Source organism: Streptomyces sp. NPDC001157, assembly GCF_053598255.1.
In genome coordinates, this window is the sequence record NZ_JBSFJW010000012.1 from 68,177 (window position 1) to 84,295 (window position 16,119).

At 71.5% G+C, this 16,119-nt stretch carries 14 protein-coding genes and 1 pseudogene; 12 read left to right on the forward strand and 3 right to left on the reverse strand.

The features are described from left to right. The first annotated feature begins 83 nt into the window (after window positions 1-83). From ACWDAG_RS22345 to ACWDAG_RS22360, 4 genes are read left to right on the forward strand one after another with little or no spacing between them, the layout of a single operon-like run. Window positions 84-1,442, forward strand: a complete 1,359-nt coding sequence (locus tag ACWDAG_RS22345; protein ID WP_450697307.1) for a glutamine synthetase family protein — start codon at window positions 84-86, stop codon at window positions 1,440-1,442. A gap of 8 nt (window positions 1,443-1,450) precedes the next feature. After that, the gene (locus tag ACWDAG_RS22350; RefSeq protein ID WP_450697308.1) at window positions 1,451-2,824 is read left to right on the forward strand and encodes an aldehyde dehydrogenase family protein; all 1,374 of its coding nucleotides are present in this window, start codon (window positions 1,451-1,453) and stop codon (window positions 2,822-2,824) included. Further along, a complete protein-coding gene (locus tag ACWDAG_RS22355; protein ID WP_450697309.1) occupies window positions 2,821-3,603 on the forward strand; it encodes a 3-oxoacyl-ACP reductase in 783 nt (260 codons plus the stop codon). Before ACWDAG_RS22350 ends, ACWDAG_RS22355 begins: the two co-directional genes overlap by 4 nt. A 25-nt stretch (window positions 3,604-3,628) precedes the next feature. After that, the gene (locus ACWDAG_RS22360; protein WP_450697310.1) at window positions 3,629-4,867 is read left to right on the forward strand and encodes a haloacid dehalogenase-like hydrolase; all 1,239 of its coding nucleotides are present in this window, start codon (window positions 3,629-3,631) and stop codon (window positions 4,865-4,867) included. 33 nt (window positions 4,868-4,900) lie between these two features. Here the strand turns inward: ACWDAG_RS22360 and ACWDAG_RS22365 are convergent, their stop codons facing one another. Next, window positions 4,901-6,103: an amino acid deaminase/aldolase gene (locus ACWDAG_RS22365; RefSeq protein WP_450697311.1), complete on the reverse strand. Its 1,203-nt coding sequence runs from the start codon at window positions 6,101-6,103 to the stop codon at window positions 4,901-4,903. Window positions 6,104-7,813: 1,710 nt separating this feature from the next. Here ACWDAG_RS22365 and ACWDAG_RS22370 point away from each other — a divergent pair. Both ACWDAG_RS22370 and mycP read left to right on the forward strand, forming a co-directional pair. Then, window positions 7,814-8,629, forward strand: coding sequence for a hypothetical protein (locus ACWDAG_RS22370; RefSeq protein WP_450697312.1), 816 nt, complete (start codon window positions 7,814-7,816; stop codon window positions 8,627-8,629). Then, complete coding sequence (gene mycP, locus ACWDAG_RS22375; protein ID WP_450697313.1) at window positions 8,626-9,807, forward strand: type VII secretion-associated serine protease mycosin; 1,182 nt, start codon at window positions 8,626-8,628, stop codon at window positions 9,805-9,807. The genes ACWDAG_RS22370 and mycP overlap by 4 nt, the downstream gene beginning before the upstream one ends. 13 nt (window positions 9,808-9,820) lie before the next feature. Here mycP and ACWDAG_RS22380 read toward each other — a convergent pair whose 3' ends face one another. After that, window positions 9,821-10,816 (reverse strand): serine hydrolase, encoded by a 996-nt coding sequence (locus tag ACWDAG_RS22380; protein WP_450697314.1) that lies wholly within the window; start codon window positions 10,814-10,816, stop codon window positions 9,821-9,823. A 160-nt stretch (window positions 10,817-10,976) separates the two neighbouring features. Here ACWDAG_RS22380 and ACWDAG_RS22385 point away from each other — a divergent pair, with 160 nt between their 5' ends. Next, window positions 10,977-11,708, forward strand: a complete 732-nt coding sequence (locus tag ACWDAG_RS22385; protein ID WP_450697315.1) for an SseB family protein — start codon at window positions 10,977-10,979, stop codon at window positions 11,706-11,708. Between the two features lie 18 nt (window positions 11,709-11,726). Here ACWDAG_RS22385 and ACWDAG_RS22390 read toward each other — a convergent pair whose 3' ends face one another. Beyond that, window positions 11,727-12,095, reverse strand: a complete 369-nt coding sequence (locus ACWDAG_RS22390; protein ID WP_450697316.1) for a DUF1844 domain-containing protein — start codon at window positions 12,093-12,095, stop codon at window positions 11,727-11,729. Between the two features lie 336 nt (window positions 12,096-12,431). Here ACWDAG_RS22390 and infC point away from each other — a divergent pair. From infC to ACWDAG_RS22415, 5 genes and pseudogenes are all read left to right on the forward strand, one after another. Then, window positions 12,432-13,113 (forward strand): annotated as a pseudogene (gene infC / locus ACWDAG_RS22395) (translation initiation factor IF-3). A 110-nt stretch (window positions 13,114-13,223) separates the two neighbouring features. Next, a complete protein-coding gene (gene rpmI, locus ACWDAG_RS22400) occupies window positions 13,224-13,418 on the forward strand; it encodes a 50S ribosomal protein L35 (protein WP_004933563.1) in 195 nt (64 codons plus the stop codon). A gap of 111 nt (window positions 13,419-13,529) precedes the next feature. After that, entirely contained in the window at window positions 13,530-13,913 is a 384-nt protein-coding gene (gene rplT, locus ACWDAG_RS22405; RefSeq protein ID WP_004933571.1) for a 50S ribosomal protein L20, read from the forward strand. Between the two features lie 92 nt (window positions 13,914-14,005). Then, on the forward strand, window positions 14,006-14,854 hold the full coding sequence (locus ACWDAG_RS22410) for a TrmH family RNA methyltransferase (RefSeq protein WP_450697317.1): 849 nt from the start codon (window positions 14,006-14,008) through the stop codon (window positions 14,852-14,854). A 55-nt stretch (window positions 14,855-14,909) separates the two neighbouring features. Continuing rightward, on the forward strand, window positions 14,910-16,046 hold the full coding sequence (locus ACWDAG_RS22415) for an ATP-binding protein (RefSeq protein WP_450697318.1): 1,137 nt from the start codon (window positions 14,910-14,912) through the stop codon (window positions 16,044-16,046). The last annotated feature ends 73 nt before the right edge of the window (window positions 16,047-16,119 follow it).

A 16,119-nucleotide genomic window follows, 5' to 3' on the forward strand; every position in this document is an offset into this window, starting at 1 on the left:
CCTTCCCAAGCAATGGTTCTCCGCAATACCTTATGGCTTCCGGCCCGGTCGAAAAAGCGAGCAGAAGCCGAAGGAGCTCTCCCGTGGCAGACCGCACACCCCCGCTCAGCGTCGAGGAGCTGCATGCCCTCGTCGCGAGCGGTGAGATCGACACTGTCGTCCTGGCCTTCCCCGACATGCAAGGTCGGCTCCAGGGCAAGCGGTTCGCCGCACGTTTCTTCCTCGACGAGGTCCTCCACCACGGCACCGAGGGCTGCAACTACCTCCTCGCCGTCGACACCGAGATGAACACGGTCGACGGATACGCGATGTCCTCCTGGGAGCGCGGCTACGGCGACTTCGCCATGCATCCGGACCTGCGCACCCTGCGCCGGGTGCCCTGGAACGCCGGCACCGCCATGCTGATCGCCGACCTGGCCTGGAACGACGGCTCGCCCGTGGTCGCCGCCCCGCGGCAGATCCTGCGCCGCCAGCTGGAGCGCCTCGCCGAGCACGGTTTCACCGCCCAGGTCGGCACCGAGCTGGAGTTCATCGTCTTCAAGGACACCTACGAGCAGGCCTGGGACGCCAACTACAGAGGGCTGACGCCAGCCAACCAGTACAACATCGACTACTCGGTGCTGGGGACGGGCCGTATCGAGCCCCTGCTGCGCCGTATCCGCAACGAGATGGCGGGCGCCGGCCTCACCGTCGAGTCCGCCAAGGGCGAGTGCAACCCCGGCCAGCACGAGATCGCCTTCCGCTACGACGACGCCCTCGTCACCTGCGACCAGCACGCGATCTACAAGACCGGCACCAAGGAGATCGCCGCCCAGGAGGGCGTGTCGATCACCTTCATGGCCAAGTTCAACGAGCGGGAGGGCAACTCCTGCCACATCCACCTCTCGCTGGCGGACGCGGCCGGGAACAACGCGATGGCCGGTCCGGACGGCATGTCCGACGTCATGCGGTACTTCCTGGCGGGACAGCTGGCCGCGCTGCGCGACTTCTCCCTCCTCTACGCCCCCAACATCAACTCCTACAAGCGGTTCCAGCCGGGTTCGTTCGCGCCGACCGCCGTGGCCTGGGGCCACGACAACCGCACCTGCGCGTTGCGGGTCGTGGGTCACGGGCGGTCCCTGCGGTTCGAGAACCGGCTGCCCGGCGGTGACGTCAACCCGCACCTCGCCGTCGCCGGGCTGGTGGCGGCCGGGCTGTACGGCATCGAGCAGAAGCTGGAGCTTCCCGAGCCCTGTCCGGGGAACGCGTACACCGCCGAGTACGAGCACGTCCCGACCACTCTGCGCGAGGCCGCCGAGCTGTGGGAGAACAGCCCGATCGCCAAGGCCGCCTTCGGCGACGAGGTCGTCGCGCACTACCGCAACATGGCGCGCGTCGAGCTCGAGGCCTTCGACGCCGCGGTGACCGACTGGGAGCTGCGCCGCTCCTTCGAACGCATGTGAGGCCCCTGTTGTCTGCCGAGCACGAACTCGTCGTCCTTAACCCCGCCACCGAGGAGGTGGTCGCCACCGTCCCCGCCGCCGACGCGGCCGAGGTGGACCGCGCTGTCGCCCGCGCGGCGGCCGCCCAGCGGACCTGGGCGGCCGCCGCACCCGCAGACCGGGCCCGGCTGCTGCGCCGCTTCGCCGACGTCGTCGACGCGCACGTCGAGGAGCTGGCCCAGCTGGAGGTCCGTGAGGCGGGCCACGTCCTCGGCAACGCCCGCTGGGAGGCCGGCAACGCCCGCGACCTCCTGCTGTACTCCGCGGGCGGCGCCGAACGCCTCCTCGGCAAGCAGATCCCCGTGACCGGTGGCTGGGACGTCACCTTCCAGGAACCGCTCGGCGTGGTCGGCGTCATCGCCCCGTGGAACTTCCCCATGCCCATCGCCGCCTGGGGCTCCTTCCCGGCCCTCGCCGCGGGCAACGCGGTCGTCCTCAAGCCCGCCGAGACCACCCCGCTGACGGCCCTGCGCCTGGCCGAGCTCGCCCTGGAGGCGGGCCTGCCGGAGCACCTTTTCCAGGTCGTCCCGGGCCACGGCCGCATCGCAGGACGTGCCCTCGTCGACCACCCCGACGTGGCGAAGATCGTGTTCACCGGTTCCACCCGCACCGGCCGCGAGATCATGGAGCGCTGCGCCCGCCTGGTCAAGCCGGTCACCCTCGAACTCGGCGGCAAGAGCCCCAACATCGTCTTCGCCGACGCCGACCTGGGGACCGCCGTCGACCCCTTCTCCTTCCTGGACAACTCCGGCCAGGACTGCTGCGCCCGCACCCGGATCCTGGTCCAGGAGTCCGTCTACGACGAGGTCCGCGAACTGCTCGCCGACGCGCTGGCGTCCGTCGTGGTGGGCGACCCCGCCGATGAGAAGACCCAGATGGGTCCGCTGATCAGCCGTCAACAGCTGGAGCGGGTACGGTCGTTGGTGCCGGAGGAGGCCCCGGCCCTGCGGGGCAGCGCCCCCGAGGGGCCCGGCTTCTGGTTCCCGCCGACCGTCCTCACCGGCGAGCGGCACGACTCCGAGGCGGCACGCGAGGAGATCTTCGGCCCGGTCGCCGTCCTGCTGCCCTTCACCGACGAGGCCGACGCGATCCGCCTCGCCAACGGCACCCCGTACGGCCTCGCCGGCTCCCTGTGGACCCGCGACCTGGGCCGCGCCCTGCGCGTCTCCCAGGCGGTCAAGGCGGGCAACCTCTCCGTCAACTCCCACTCCAGCGTCCGCTACTGGACCCCCTTCGGCGGCTACAAGCAGTCCGGACTGGGCCGCGAGCTCGGCCCGGACGCCCTGACCGCCTTCACCGAAACCAAGAACGTCTTCATCAGCACGGAAGGCCCCGCACAGTGACCGACACCCCTGTTTGCCGACGCCTGGTCGGGCGTACCGCCGTCATCACCGGAGCCGGCAGCGGCATCGGCCTCGCCACCGTGCGCCGGCTCGCCTCCGAGGGCGCGCACGTCGTCTGCGGCGACGTCGACGAGGCCCGCGGCAAGGCGGCCGCCGAGGAGGTCGGCGGGACCTTCGTGAAGGTCGACGTCACCGACCCCGAGCAGGTCGAGGCCCTCTTCAAGACGGCCTTCGACACCTACGGCAGCGTCGACATCGCCTTCAACAACGCGGGCATCTCCCCGCCCGACGACGACTCCATCCTGGAGACCGGCCTGGAGGCCTGGAAGCGCGTCCAGGAGGTCAACCTCACCTCTGTCTACCTGTGCTGCAAGGCCGCCATCCCCTACATGCGGCAGCAGGGCAAGGGCTCCATCATCAACACGGCGTCCTTCGTGGCGCGGATGGGTGCCGCCACCTCCCAGATCTCCTACACGGCCTCCAAGGGCGGCGTGCTCGCCATGTCCCGCGAGCTGGGCGTGCAGTTCGCCCGCGAGGGCATCCGCGTGAACGCCCTCTGCCCGGGCCCGGTCAACACCCCGCTCCTCCAGGAGCTGTTCGCGAAGGACCCCGAGCGGGCCGCCCGCCGCCTGGTCCACATCCCCGTCGGCCGGTTCGCCGAGGCCGAGGAGATCGCCGCCGCCGTCGCCTTCCTGGCCAGCGACGACTCCTCCTTCGTCAACGCCACCGACTTCCTGGTGGACGGCGGAATCGCGGGCGCGTACGTCACGCCCCTGTAGGGACGAAACGGTACGGTCCACGCGTATGCGACACCTTCTCGCGTGGACCCTGGCCGCGGCCGCCGCCCTGGCGGCCGCGCCCACCGCACCCCCCGTCTCCCCGCACCCGAACTGCCCGCGCCTGACCGGCACTTGGTACGGCGACAACCGCGCCCGCCTCCAGCAGGTGATCGACGAGCGCGGAACCTGCTCGGGAGCCGGCGGCCACCCGGTCGCCGTCTTCGACTGGGACAACACCGTCACCAAGAACGACGTCACCGACGCCACCCTCTCCTGGTCCCTCAGGCACGACGGACTCCTGCGCCCCGCAAGCTGGAAGAACACCAGCCCCTGGCTCACGGACGCCGCCGACCGCGCCCTGGCCGAGGCCTGCGGCACCGGTACCCCCGAACCCCTGCGCACCTCGACCAACCCCCGCTGCACGGACGAGATCCTCGACATCCGCGAGAACGCCACCACCGCGAGCGGCGCCCCCGCCTTCGCCGGCACCTGGAACCACCGCCGCACCGTCCCGCAGTACGCCTGGATCCCTCAGCTCTTCGCCGGCCGCACCCCCGCCGAACTCGCCTCCTACGCCCGCCGGGCCCGCACCGAAGCCCTGGCGGCCCCCATCGGCGCCACCCGCACCCTCGGCACCCACACCGTCCCCGCCTACGTCCGCTACTACGACCAGCAGCGCGACCTCATCCACACCCTCCAACGGGCCGGATTCGACGTCTACATCGTCTCCGCGGGCTCCGAACCCATCACGGAGGTCTGGTCCCGGGCCATCGGCATCGACGCCGCCCACACCATCGCCATCCGCTCCCTCCTCGACCGCCGCGGCCGCATCACGCCCAGCAACCAGGGCTGCGGCAACGTACCCGCGACCCGCGGCACGGCGATCCCGTACATCGACGGCAAACGCTGCTGGATCAACCAGGAGATCTACGGCGTCGATGGCGCCGCGGCCTGGCAACGGCAGCCATGGCCGCGGCGCCCGGCCCTCGCCGCCGGGGACGCCGACACCGACGTCACCTTCGTCGGCGACGCGACCGGCGCGCACCTCGTCCTCAACCGCAACAAGCCGGAACTGATGTGCCGGGCCTACGACAACGCCGACGGCCGCTGGCTGATCAACCCCATGTTCATCGAACCCCTGCCGCGCAGGCCGGAGCCGTACCCGTGCTCGACCAAGGCCCACAACGCGTCCGACGGCGCCAAGGATGCCCTCCTGCGGGACGACGGCTTCGTCGTCCCGGACCAACCGGACACCGTGTACTGACCGGCATGGACCGGTCGTGCACCGGCTGGTCCGCTACAGGAAGGTGTGACCTTCCCCGCGGTAGGTCGGGACGGTCGCCGTCACCGCATCGCCCTCGATCAGATGCAGCACGTCGAAGCGCTCGCACAGCTCACCGGCCTTGGCGTGCCGGAACCACACCTTGTCACCGATCAGCAGATCGTCGGCGGGGGAGCCGAGCAGCGGGGTCTGCACCTCGCCGGGCCCCTCCTGGGGGTCGTAGCGCAGCCCCTCGGGCAGGTGCGGGACGGGCAGCCGGTCGCTTCCGGCAGCACCGGAGGCCGGGTATCCGCCGCCGAGGACCGTGACGACCCCGACCCCCGGCCGGCGTACGACGGGCTGGGCGAACAGGGCCGCCGGACGTCCGCTGAACGACGTGTAGTTGTCGAACAGCCGGGGCACGTACAGCCCCGAGCCGGCGCCGATCTCGGTGACGGCCTCCTCGGCGGCGGTGTGCTGCACACTCCCGGTGCCGCCGCCGTTGACGAACTCCAGATCCGGTACGACGGCCCGCACCGCACGCACCACCTCGCCGCGCCGCTCGGCGAGCTCCCGGCGGGCCGTCGCCTGCATGAGCCGCACGGCACGGGACCGCAGCGGCCGCCCGGCGACGGAGTCACCGACGCCCGCGACATGGCCCTCGTACGCCATGATCCCCACGACCTTGAAGCCCTGGCGCCCGGCCACGAGCCGGGCCATGTCGGCGACCTGGGCGGGCGAGTGCAGCGGCGAGCGCCGCGCCCCGACGCGCACCCGCCCCCCGAACAGCTTCAGAGAGGTGTCCAACTCCAGGCAGACCCGGATGACCTCACGCCCGCCGTCGCGGGCCTCGTCGATGAACCTCAGCTGTGCGGGGTCGTCGATCATGACGGTCACCGCGGCGGCGAGCTTGGGGTCGGAGGCCAGCTCGGCGAAGCGGGCGCGGTCCGCGGACGGATAGGCGAGCAGGATGTCGTCGAAGCCGCCGCGCGCCAGCCAGAGGGACTCGGCGAGGGTGAAGGACATGATGCCCGCGAACCCTTCTCTCGCCAGGACCCGCTCCAGCAGGGCCCGGCAGCGGACGGACTTGCTGGCGACCCGGATCGGCTTGCCGCCCGCGCGGCGCACGAGATCGTCCGCGTTGGCGTCGAAGGCATCCAGGTCCACGATGGCGAGAGGGGCGTCGAGATGGGCGGTGGCCCGGTCGTAACGGACCCTGTCGGCGGCGCGCGCAGTCATGAACGAAGCCTGCCAGACAGGATTACCGCAGGGTAGGGGGACGTTCCGGGCAGATGCCCCGTGCTCGTGGACTGGTTCCCGTTCTGCCAGGTGCAGCCCGTAGAGTGACGCCACGTACGGCGGATCGGCGACCGTTGCACATGCATCCGGATGCCGGTCGGCTCGTACGGGTATGCGTGCCCGGGACGGACTGGCCCGGCGTCGACCGGTTGAGCGCAAGGACGACGGCCCGCGTACAGGTAGACGGCCCGGGCGCGAGGAAACGGGGGGCGCATGAGCACGGAAGCGCAGCACGCCTCCATTCCGCCGCGCCCACCCAAGCCTCCGACGGTCGGCCGGCCGCAGGACGCCGAAACGGCCTACGGCGGGGTGTGGTCCCCGTGGCGAGGCTCCGAACGCTTCGAGGCGTTCGGCCACCGCACGCCCTCCACGGGGGCGAACGCCGAGCCGAGCCCCGACTCGTCCGCCGAGCCCGAACCGAATCGGGACGGTGTCGCGGGGGGCGAGTCCTGGTCGAGCCCCCCGCCCCCGCCCCCGGCCTCGGCCCGCTTCCCGGACACCCCTCCGGGGGCCGGCCGTGAGGAAGGCACCGGCAACGGCGCCAGCGCGACCGCACCCGGCACAGCCGTACCACCACGACCCAGCCACCGCCCCACCCCGCCGCCCGGCACCACGAACGCCCCCGCGGAAACCTCCCAGGAATCCACCACACGCCTGCGCCCGATCCCGCCGGTGACCCCGACCACTTCGGACGCTCCGGCCGGTCCGGGTACGCGATCGGCGGCGCCGTCCGCCGACCCGCGGCGGAGTGGTGATTCGGCTGCTGGTCGTATGCCTTCTGGGCGTGTGGTTTCAGGGTCGGGTTCGTCTGCTGCGTCGGGCTCGGGCGCGCCGTCCGCCGACCCGCGGCGGCGTGGTGATGCGGCTGATGGCCGTATGCCCTCCGCGCGTGTGGCTTCGGGCGCTGGCTCGGCGGTTCCGCCGCGTCCGGATGCTTCGGCTGGTTCGGGTAGGCGGCCTGGGGCGCCGCAGTCCTCGCCGTCTGCTGAGGCGTCGCGACGGTCTGAGCCGGCCTCTGCGTCCGTGCCTCCTGCCCGTCCGGCGGAGACCCCTGCCGGTTCGACCACGCCGCCGGCTCCCACCGGTGCGCCACGGCACCCCGGCTCGACCGCCGGGCCCATGCCTCCTGGCCGTCCCGGTGCTGTCGCGCAGCCGTCCGGCCGTCCCGGCAGCACCCCGCCATCGGCGGACGCGGCCACGCCGCCGCCCCGCCCGGCCGGTGCCCCCGCCGTACCGACCCGTGGGCCCGGCTCGTCCGTGTCGATGCCGCCTGCCCGATCGGCTTCCCGCCCTGGTGCTGCCGCGCAGTCGTCCGGCAGCACCCCGCCGTCGGCGGACGGGCGGCCGAGTGCGGCTTCGGCGCCGCCGCGCCCGGCTGCTGCCCCCGCTGTACCGACCCGTGGGCCCGGCTCGTCCACGGCGATGCCGCCTGCCCCGTCGAGCTCAACTCCCGCTGCTCCGGTCGGCCGCCCCGGCGCGGCCACGCCTCCCATGCCGTCCACCCGGCCGAGCTCCGGCCACGGCTCGCAGTCGCCGCCCATGCCGCCCCTGCCGGGCACGCGGGTGGAAGGCCTGAGCGGGGGGCCCGACCCGGCGCTTTCCTGGAGTGCTCCTGGTGTGCCCGGTGGCGGGTTCGGGAGCGGACGGCCCGTGGTGTCGTTCGGGGAGCCCGAGGGGTATGACGAGCGGGCCAGGCCGCGGCCGCTGGGCGGGCGGGTGCGCTCGCGTACTGCCGCCGTCGCCGCCTGCGTCGTGCTCGGGCTCGGGCTCATCGGTGGGGCCGTGACCGGGAGTTGGCTGGTCGGGGACTCCGGGGACGACGGCGGGCAGGACACGTTCGCCGCGGCCGGGGATCTGTGGCACAACGTGCCCGTGGACCGGTTGTTCCCGCGCACCGTGCAGGGGACGGGCGCCGGCCCTGGCGGCGCCGACCGGACCTGGACCCGCATCGCCGTCGCCCCCGACAGCGGATGCAAGGACGCCTTCGACCCGCTGCTGAAGAAGGCCCTCGCACCGGTCGGCTGCCGGCGGCTGCTCCGTGCCACCTACACCGACGCCACCCAGAGCTTCGTCACCACCGTCGGCCTCCTCTTCACCGAGGCCGACACCGCATCCATGAACTCCCTCGCCAAACGCTTCCAGAGCCAGAGCCTGGGCACCCGCACCGACCTCATGCCCCTCCCTTACGCCGCGAAGAACACCGCTGCCGCCCGCTTCGGCAGCAAGCAGCGCGCCTCCTGGACCGTCTCCGTCCTCACCGACGCCCCCGTCGTCGTCTACGCCGTCTCCGGCTGGGCCGACGGCCGCACCGTCGACACCCCGGTCGCCGCCGAGCAGGCCACCCAGACCGGCGCCACCGCGGCCCCCGCCCAGGCAGGCCTCGGCAACGAGGCCGAGGGCCTCGCCGACCGCATCGAACGGGCCCTGCGCAAAGACGTCACCTCGCCCACGGAGAACCCCTCGTGAAGCCCTGGAGCGGAAAGCGCCGCGTGGGAGCGCTCAGCGTCCTCCTCGCCGCCTCCCTAGCCCTGGTGCCGTCCACCGTCGCGCACGCCGACGGCATCCGCGCCCAGCAGTGGGCCCTCGACGCCATGCACACCCAGCAGGTCTGGCAGACCACCAAGGGCAAGGGCATCACCGTCGCCGTCCTCGACACCGGCGTCGAGGCCGACCACCCCGACCTCGTCGGCAACGTCCTGCCCGCCAAGGACATGATCGGCTTCGGGGCGCAGCAGGGCGACCGGGCATGGGCCCGGCACGGCACCGCCATGGCCGGCATCATCGCCGGGCACGGACACGGCCCCGGCGACGCCGACGGCGTCATGGGCATCGCCCCCGAGGCGAAGATCCTGCCGGTGCGGGTGATCCTCGAAGACGGCGACACCGCCCGCGGCAAGGCCCGCTCCACCCGCGGCAACGCCCTCGCGGAAGGCATCCGCTGGGCCACCGACCACGGCGCCGACGTCATCAACCTCTCCCTCGGCGACGACTCCGCCTCCGCCCACCCCGAACCCGCCGAGGACGAGGCCGTCCAGTACGCCCTGAAGAAGAACGTGACCGTCGTCGCCTCGGCCGGCAACGGCGGCGACAAGGGCGACCATGTCTCCTACCCGGCGGCCTACCCGGGCGTCATCGCCGCGACGGCCGTCGACCGCTTCGGCATCCGCGCCTCGTTCTCCACCCGCCGGTGGTACGCCACCGTCAGCGCCCCCGGCGACAAGATCGTCATCGCCGACCCCGACCACAAGTACTACGAGGGCTGGGGGACCAGCGCCGCCTCGGCCTTCGTCTCGGGCGCGGTCGCCCTCATCAAGGCAGCCCACCCCGGACTGGCCCCCGCCCAGATCAAGCAGCTCCTCGAGGACACCGCCCGCAACCCTCCCGCCGGCGGTCGCGACGACTCCCGCGGGTTCGGCATGATCGACCCGGCCGCCGCGATCAAGGCCGCCGGCCGTGTCAAGCCCGAGGGCCTGCAGGCGGTGTCGTACGGCGACAAGTACTTCGGCCCCGGCCCGGACGAGTCCACGTCCGGTGACGACACCAGCGGTTGGGCGGCTCCGCTCGCGGGCGGCCTCGGCGTGGCACTGCTCGTCGCGGCGGTCTTCGTGTGGCGCGGCCGCCGCCCGCGCTTCGACGGCTTCTGAGACCGTCGGCCCGTCACTCCGAGACGGACGCGGAGGGTGAGGCGGACGAGGACGAAGCGTCCGCCAGCGCCGAAACCGCCGCCCTCGCCGCCGAATCGACCAGCGAAATCCCCTTCGCCTGCGTCGAGTTGCCCTTGGACAGCACGGCCACCAGGTGGTCGCGGCCGTCGGCCGTCACCCGCCCGATGCTGTTGATGTCCCACAGCCCGGTCGTGCTGCGGGGGAGCCAGCCGTTCTTCAGCGCCCACCGGGAGCCGTCGGCCGCCGCCGAAACACCCCAGTGCTGGTCGGCCTCGATCTGTCCCATCAGCGCCTGCAGATACGTCCGTGAGGCCTCACTCAGCTCCGAGTCGTCCCCGAACACCTGCCGCAGCAGCGTGAGTTGATCTGCGGCCGTGGTCTGGGTCAGCCCCCACAGCATGCCGTCACCGCCGACGGTGTCCGTGAGCCCCAGCCGCTCGTTCGCGGCGTCCAGCCCCTGCGCCTTGCCGATGGTCCGCCACAGGGCGGACGCGGCGGTGTTGTCACTGTTCTCGATCATCGTGGTGGCGTACGACTTCTCGCTCGCCGTGAGGTGCCGGTCCGCGTCCTGCGCCTGGAGCAGCAGCGCCGCCAGGATGTCGACCTTGACGATGCTGGCCGTGTCGAACGCGCCGTCCCCGTACGAGGCGCTCCCGCCCGAGTCCAGGTCGAGCACCGCCACCGACACCTTCGCGCCGTCCTCGACGGACACCGGCTTCAGGGCCTTTGCCAGCAGCGCGTCATAGTCCACCGCCGGCTCCGCCACAGGTTCCACCGCATCCTCCCCGTCCGCCGTGGCCGAGGTGGAGGCCGACGCCGTCGCCGACGACGATACGGGGCTCGCACCGGAGTGCGCCCGAGCCTTCACATACACGGTCCCGGCGGCCGTACCACCGACCACGGCCACGACGGCGAGGGCGGCGTGGAGCAGGATGCGCGTCCTGGACGGACGAACGCGGCGGCTGCGGCGGGCTCTGGGGGACTCCATCCCGCGATGCTGGAGGCGGCGACTGTGCGCTCCGTTAGCCCGAGGTTAGATGTGTGTCAGGGAAATCTGAGAAAGCCGTGAACCCTGTGAACCAGCGGTTTCCGGGGCCGCACAAGCCCAGCAGCATCCCCCCGATATCCGCCCGATAGGGTCGGTGACCGTGGCGAACAAGAACATTCCCGACTCCGGCTTCTCCGACGACGACGGCACCGCCGACCCCCGGCTCAGTGCCGCGCTCACCGCCTGGGCCGAGGACCGCACCGCTGTGGGCCCCGTCCTGGAGGCACTCAAGGGCGCCCGGCTGCTCGTCCCCGTGGTGGCCGTCCTCGGTGAGGTAGAGGAGGACGAGAACGGGCTGCGCCGCGAGAAGACCAGCGACATGGCCGTACCGACCCTCAAGGCCGGGTCCCGCACCGCCCTGCCGGCCTTCACCTCCACCGACTCCCTGGCCCGCTGGGATCCGGCGGCCCGCCCCGTCGCCGTACCCCTGCACCAGGCACTGCAGGCCGCCGCGCACGAGAAGGCGGACACGGTGGTGCTGGACCTGGCCGGTCCGGTGCCGTTCGAACTGACCGGCTCCGCGCTGCTCGCACTCGCCGAGGGCCGCACGACGACCGACCCGCTGGCCGATCCCGCGGTCGTGGAATCGGTACGTGATGCCGTCGCTGCCGTGGGCGCGGTGGAGCGGGCCTATCTCGGCCCTGGGCAGGGCGACGGCACTCTCGCCCTGGTCCTCTATCCCGGAATGCCGAACGACGCGAGCGTCCACGCAGTCGCTCGGCGCCTCGCCGCCGACGAAACACTGAGGGCCCGCCTGGTGCGCGGCCTCGACCTGGCACTGCTGCCGGCCGGGGCGACGCCGCCGGGCGAGCCCTTGTACGTACGTGGCTAGTTGTTTTACTACCCGGACCTAGCCGTAGACCGGGCCCGTGTACTTCTCACCCGGCCCCTGGCCCGGCTCGTCCGGGACGAGGGACGCCTCGCGGAACGCCAGCTGCAGCGACTTCAGGCCGTCGCGCAGCGGCGCCGCGTGGAAGGAGCTGATCTCGGTCGCGCTGCCGTCCAGCAGGCCGGCCAGAGCGTGGATCAGCTTGCGGGCCTCGTCCAGGTCCTTGTACTTGTCGCCCTCCTCGGTCAGCCCGAGCTTCACCGCGGCGGCGCTCATCAGGTTGACGGCGACCGTCACGATCACCTCGACGGCGGGGACCTCGGCGATGTCGCGGGTCATGGCGTCGAAGTCGGCGGGGGACTCGGGGGACTCAGGAGGGGTGTCACTCATGCCCCACACGATAGGGCCCGGAGCAGGCCGGTTAGCACCACCCCCGGGTTGCTGCTAACCTTGTGTGACGACCGGCTGGACGCTCACGTGTCCGGCCCACAAGTGGAGGCTCCGATCTCCCACCTGACTGTCCTCCGGGACGGCAGGTCACCCCGGTCAGGCGGCCACCATCGTTCCGTACGGACGATGGAGTCGCCCGAAAGCGCGCCCCGCGTCATCGCGGCGGTGCTCCGGTAGTGCATTGGAGCCCCGCCTGTGATCGTCCGGGGCATTTTTCATGCTCTGGCGCGGTTAGGTCTGACGAAAGAGACATACGCGGCTGTCCGCCAGACCGCCGTGTGGTGCTAACCGAGGAGGATCCATCAGCGCCGAGCCCCGCATCAACGACCGGATTCGCGTTCCCGAGGTGCGACTTGTCGGTCCCAGTGGCGAGCAGGTGGGCATTGTCCCGCTGGCCAAGGCACTGGAGCTTGCGCAGGAGTACGACCTGGACCTGGTCGAGGTCGCGGCGAACGCCCGTCCGCCCGTGTGCAAGCTCATGGACTACGGGAAGTTCAAGTACGAGTCGGCCATGAAGGCCCGTGAGGCGCGCAAGAACCAGGCGCACACGGTCATCAAGGAGATGAAGCTCCGGCCGAAGATCGACCCGCACGACTATGACACCAAGAAGGGTCACGTCGTCCGGTTCCTCAAGCAGGGCGACAAGGTCAAGATCACGATCATGTTCCGTGGTCGCGAGCAGTCCCGGCCCGAACTGGGCTACCGACTGCTGCAGCGTCTCGCGGAGGACGTCCAGGACCTCGGCTTCGTGGAGTCGAACCCGAAGCAGGACGGCCGAAACATGATCATGGTCCTCGGTCCGCACAAGAAGAAGACCGAGGCGATGGCCGAGGCCCGCCAGGCGCAGGAAGCCCGCAAGGCAGAAGCGAAGGCCAACCCCGGCAAGTCGCAGAACGCCGCGGAGACCGAGAACGCCGTGGAGACCGAGGCACCTGCCGAGGCTTCCGCCGAGGCGTGATCCCGGGGGACGCAAGTCCCCAGGATGTAACCGAAACACGAACGACGCTCCACCGTGCCCGGTTTCGCGACCGGGCACCGGAGCGCCACCGACGAGGAGAGAACGGCGCTATGCCGAAGAACAAGTCGCACAGCGGTGCCAGCAAGCGCTTCAAGGTCACCGGCTCCGGCAAGGTGCTCCGTGAGCGCGCCGGCAAGCGCCACCTGCTCGAGCACAAGTCGTCCCGCGTGACGCGTCGCCTGACCGGCAACGCCGAGATGGCCCCGGGCGACGCCGCGAAGATCAAGAAGCTTCTCGGCAAGTGACGTGAGCGGCGCCTGATCATTCGATCGCCGAGCGCCGTACGTCTGGACCGGGACCCAATCGTTTCCGGGCCGTGTGAGTCCAACCACGGCCCCGCTACAAGGAGTTAACAAGTGGCACGCGTCAAGCGGGCAGTCAACGCCCACAAGAAGCGCCGGGCGATCCTCGAGCAGGCCTCCGGCTACCGCGGTCAGCGTTCGCGCCTGTACCGCAAGGCCAAGGAGCAGGTCACCCACTCGCTGGTCTACAACTACAACGACCGCAAGAAGCGCAAGGGTGACTTCCGCCAGCTGTGGATCCAGCGCATCAACGCCGCTGCCCGCGCCAACGGCATCACGTACAACCGCTTCATCCAGGGTCTGAAGGCCGCCAACGTCGAGGTCGACCGCAAGATCCTGGCCGAGCTGGCCGTCAACGACGCCACCGCGTTCGCCGCGCTGGTCGAGGTTGCGCAGAAGGCCCTTCCGGCCGACGTCAACGCCCCGAAGGCCGCGTGACGCCGCACCGGCTCTGAGCCGACGTGACATGAGGGACCCGCAGGCCTGAGGGCTTGCGGGTCCTGTTGTGTAGTTTTCCGAAAGTGAGCCCCATGCCCTCCGCCAGCCCCGAGCTGATCTCCCCCCGTTCCCCCCGTGTCTTGGCCGCTCGGCGGCTCGCCCGGCGGAACTTCCGGGGCAAGGAGCGGCTGTTCCTGGCCGAGGGGCCGCAGGCCGTGCGTGAGGCGGCGGCCTACGGGGACACGCTGGTCGAGCTGTTCGCGACGGTCGAGGCCGCCGATCGGTACGCCGACATCATCGGCGAGGCGCGAGCCACCGGCGCCCGGGTGCATCTCGCGGCCGACGACGTGATCGCCGACATCTCGACGACCGTCACGCCACAGGGGCTCGTCGGGATCTGCCGGTTCATCGACACGCCCTTCGCGGAGATCCTGGCCGCCGAACCGAAGCTGGTGGCCGTACTCGCCAACGTGCGCGACCCCGGGAATGCCGGGACCGTGCTGCGGTGCGCCGACGCCGCCGGCGCCGAGGCCGTCGTACTGACCGACGCGTCCGTCGACCTCTACAACCCCAAGGCCGTACGGGCCTCCGTGGGCTCGCTGTTCCATCTGCCCGTCGCCGTCGGCGTCCCGGTCGAGGACGCGGTCGAGGGGCTCAAGCGGGCCGGGGTGCGGATCCTCGCCGCCGACGGGGCCGGGAGCGACGACCTGGACGACGAGCTCGACAAGGGAACCATGGGCGGGCCGACCGCCTGGGTGTTCGGGAACGAGGCATGGGGGCTTCCGGAGGAGACCCGTGCACTCGCGGACGCGGTCGTGCGCGTGCCGATCCACGGGAAGGCCGAGAGCCTGAACCTCGCCACCGCGGCCGCCGTATGTCTGTATGCGTCGGCCCGTGCACAGCGCGCCTCCACAGGGTGCCGTTCCGTCACTGACAGCTAGTAGGGTGACCAGCTCGGGGGCCACCTGCGCCGTCTGAAGGGTGGGTTTGCGGGGAATGAGTGTCGGCACGAGCAGGGCACGGGGATCACGGGACGCGCGGCGCGCACCCGCGCCCCGGCACGGTGATCTCGCCGAGCTCGGCATCGACCCCGACCAACTGCCCGACGGCCTCGTCGTCGCCGACGAGCACGGCCAGGTCATCTGCTTCAACGCCGCCGCCGAACGCATCACCGCCGTCCCCGCCCGGGACGCCCTCGGGCAGCGGCTGGAGAAGGCGCTGCCGTTAGAGGACCTGGAAGGGCGGCGCTGGTGGCAGCTGACCGACCCGTACGGCGGGCTCGCCATCCGGCGGCGGCAGCCGGAGCGGAATCTGCTGCTCCCCGGTGGACGCGAGGTCCTCGTATCGGCCCGGTACGTCCGCGGTGAACCCACCGGCCCGGTCCGCCGTGTCGTCGTCACGCTGCGCGACACCGAGGCCCGCCGCCGCACCGAGCGCAGCCACGCGGAGCTGATAGCGACCGTGGCCCATGAACTCAGGTCGCCCCTGACCTCCGTCAAGGGCTTCACCGCCACGCTCCTCGCCAAGTGGGAACGGTTCACCGACGACCAGAAGCGGCTGATGCTGGAGACCGTCGACGCCGACGCCGACCGGGTCACCCGGCTCATCGCCGAGCTGCTGGACATCTCGCGGATCGACAGCGGACGGCTTGAGGTGCGGCGCCAGCCCGTCGACATCGGCGCGGCCGTGGGACGGCACATCCAGGCGTACGTCGCCGCCGGACAGCCCGCCGACCGGTTCCTGCTCAGGATCGAGCAGCCGCTGCCCTCGCTGTGGGCCGACCCCGACAAGATCGACCAGGTGCTGAGCAACCTGCTGGAAAATGCGGTGCGGCACGGCGAGGGAACCGTCACGATTGACATCACGGCCACGGAGTCCCCCCGCGAGGACGAGGACACCGGCACGTCGGTCACGGTGAGCGACGAGGGGCCCGGCATCCCGGAGGAGTCCATGAACCGCGTCTTCACCCGCTTCTGGCGGGGCAGCAAGCGCGGCGGCACGGGCCTCGGGCTCTACATCGTCAAGGGCATCGTCGAGGCCCACGGCGGCACCATCACGGTCGGCCGCGGCACCCAGGGCGGCGCCGAGTTCCGATTTACGTTGCCCGTGGCGGCCCCGGCGTATCTCACCTGAGAGCCGGAGAGCGGCCCACGGGCGCATTCGTACACCTCCACCCCGTTAGACTCGGCCTTTGGCACCTTTGTGT

Bases quoted from the DNA above. Each gene is read 5' to 3' on its own strand.
- ACWDAG_RS22410 (WP_450697317.1), top strand. From the start codon at position 14,006: ATGCCCTCCGCCAGCCCCGAGCTGATCTCCCCCCGTTCCCCCCGTGTC.
- ACWDAG_RS22415 (WP_450697318.1), top strand. From the start codon at position 14,910: ATGAGTGTCGGCACGAGCAGGGCACGGGGATCACGGGACGCGCGGCGC.
- ACWDAG_RS22360 (WP_450697310.1), top strand. From the start codon at position 3,629: ATGCGACACCTTCTCGCGTGGACCCTGGCCGCGGCCGCCGCCCTGGCG.
- ACWDAG_RS22390 (WP_450697316.1), bottom strand. From the start codon at position 12,095: ATGAGTGACACCCCTCCTGAGTCCCCCGAGTCCCCCGCCGACTTCGAC.
- ACWDAG_RS22380 (WP_450697314.1), bottom strand. From the start codon at position 10,816: ATGGAGTCCCCCAGAGCCCGCCGCAGCCGCCGCGTTCGTCCGTCCAGG.
- ACWDAG_RS22365 (WP_450697311.1), bottom strand. From the start codon at position 6,103: ATGACTGCGCGCGCCGCCGACAGGGTCCGTTACGACCGGGCCACCGCC.
- rpmI (WP_004933563.1), top strand. From the start codon at position 13,224: ATGCCGAAGAACAAGTCGCACAGCGGTGCCAGCAAGCGCTTCAAGGTC.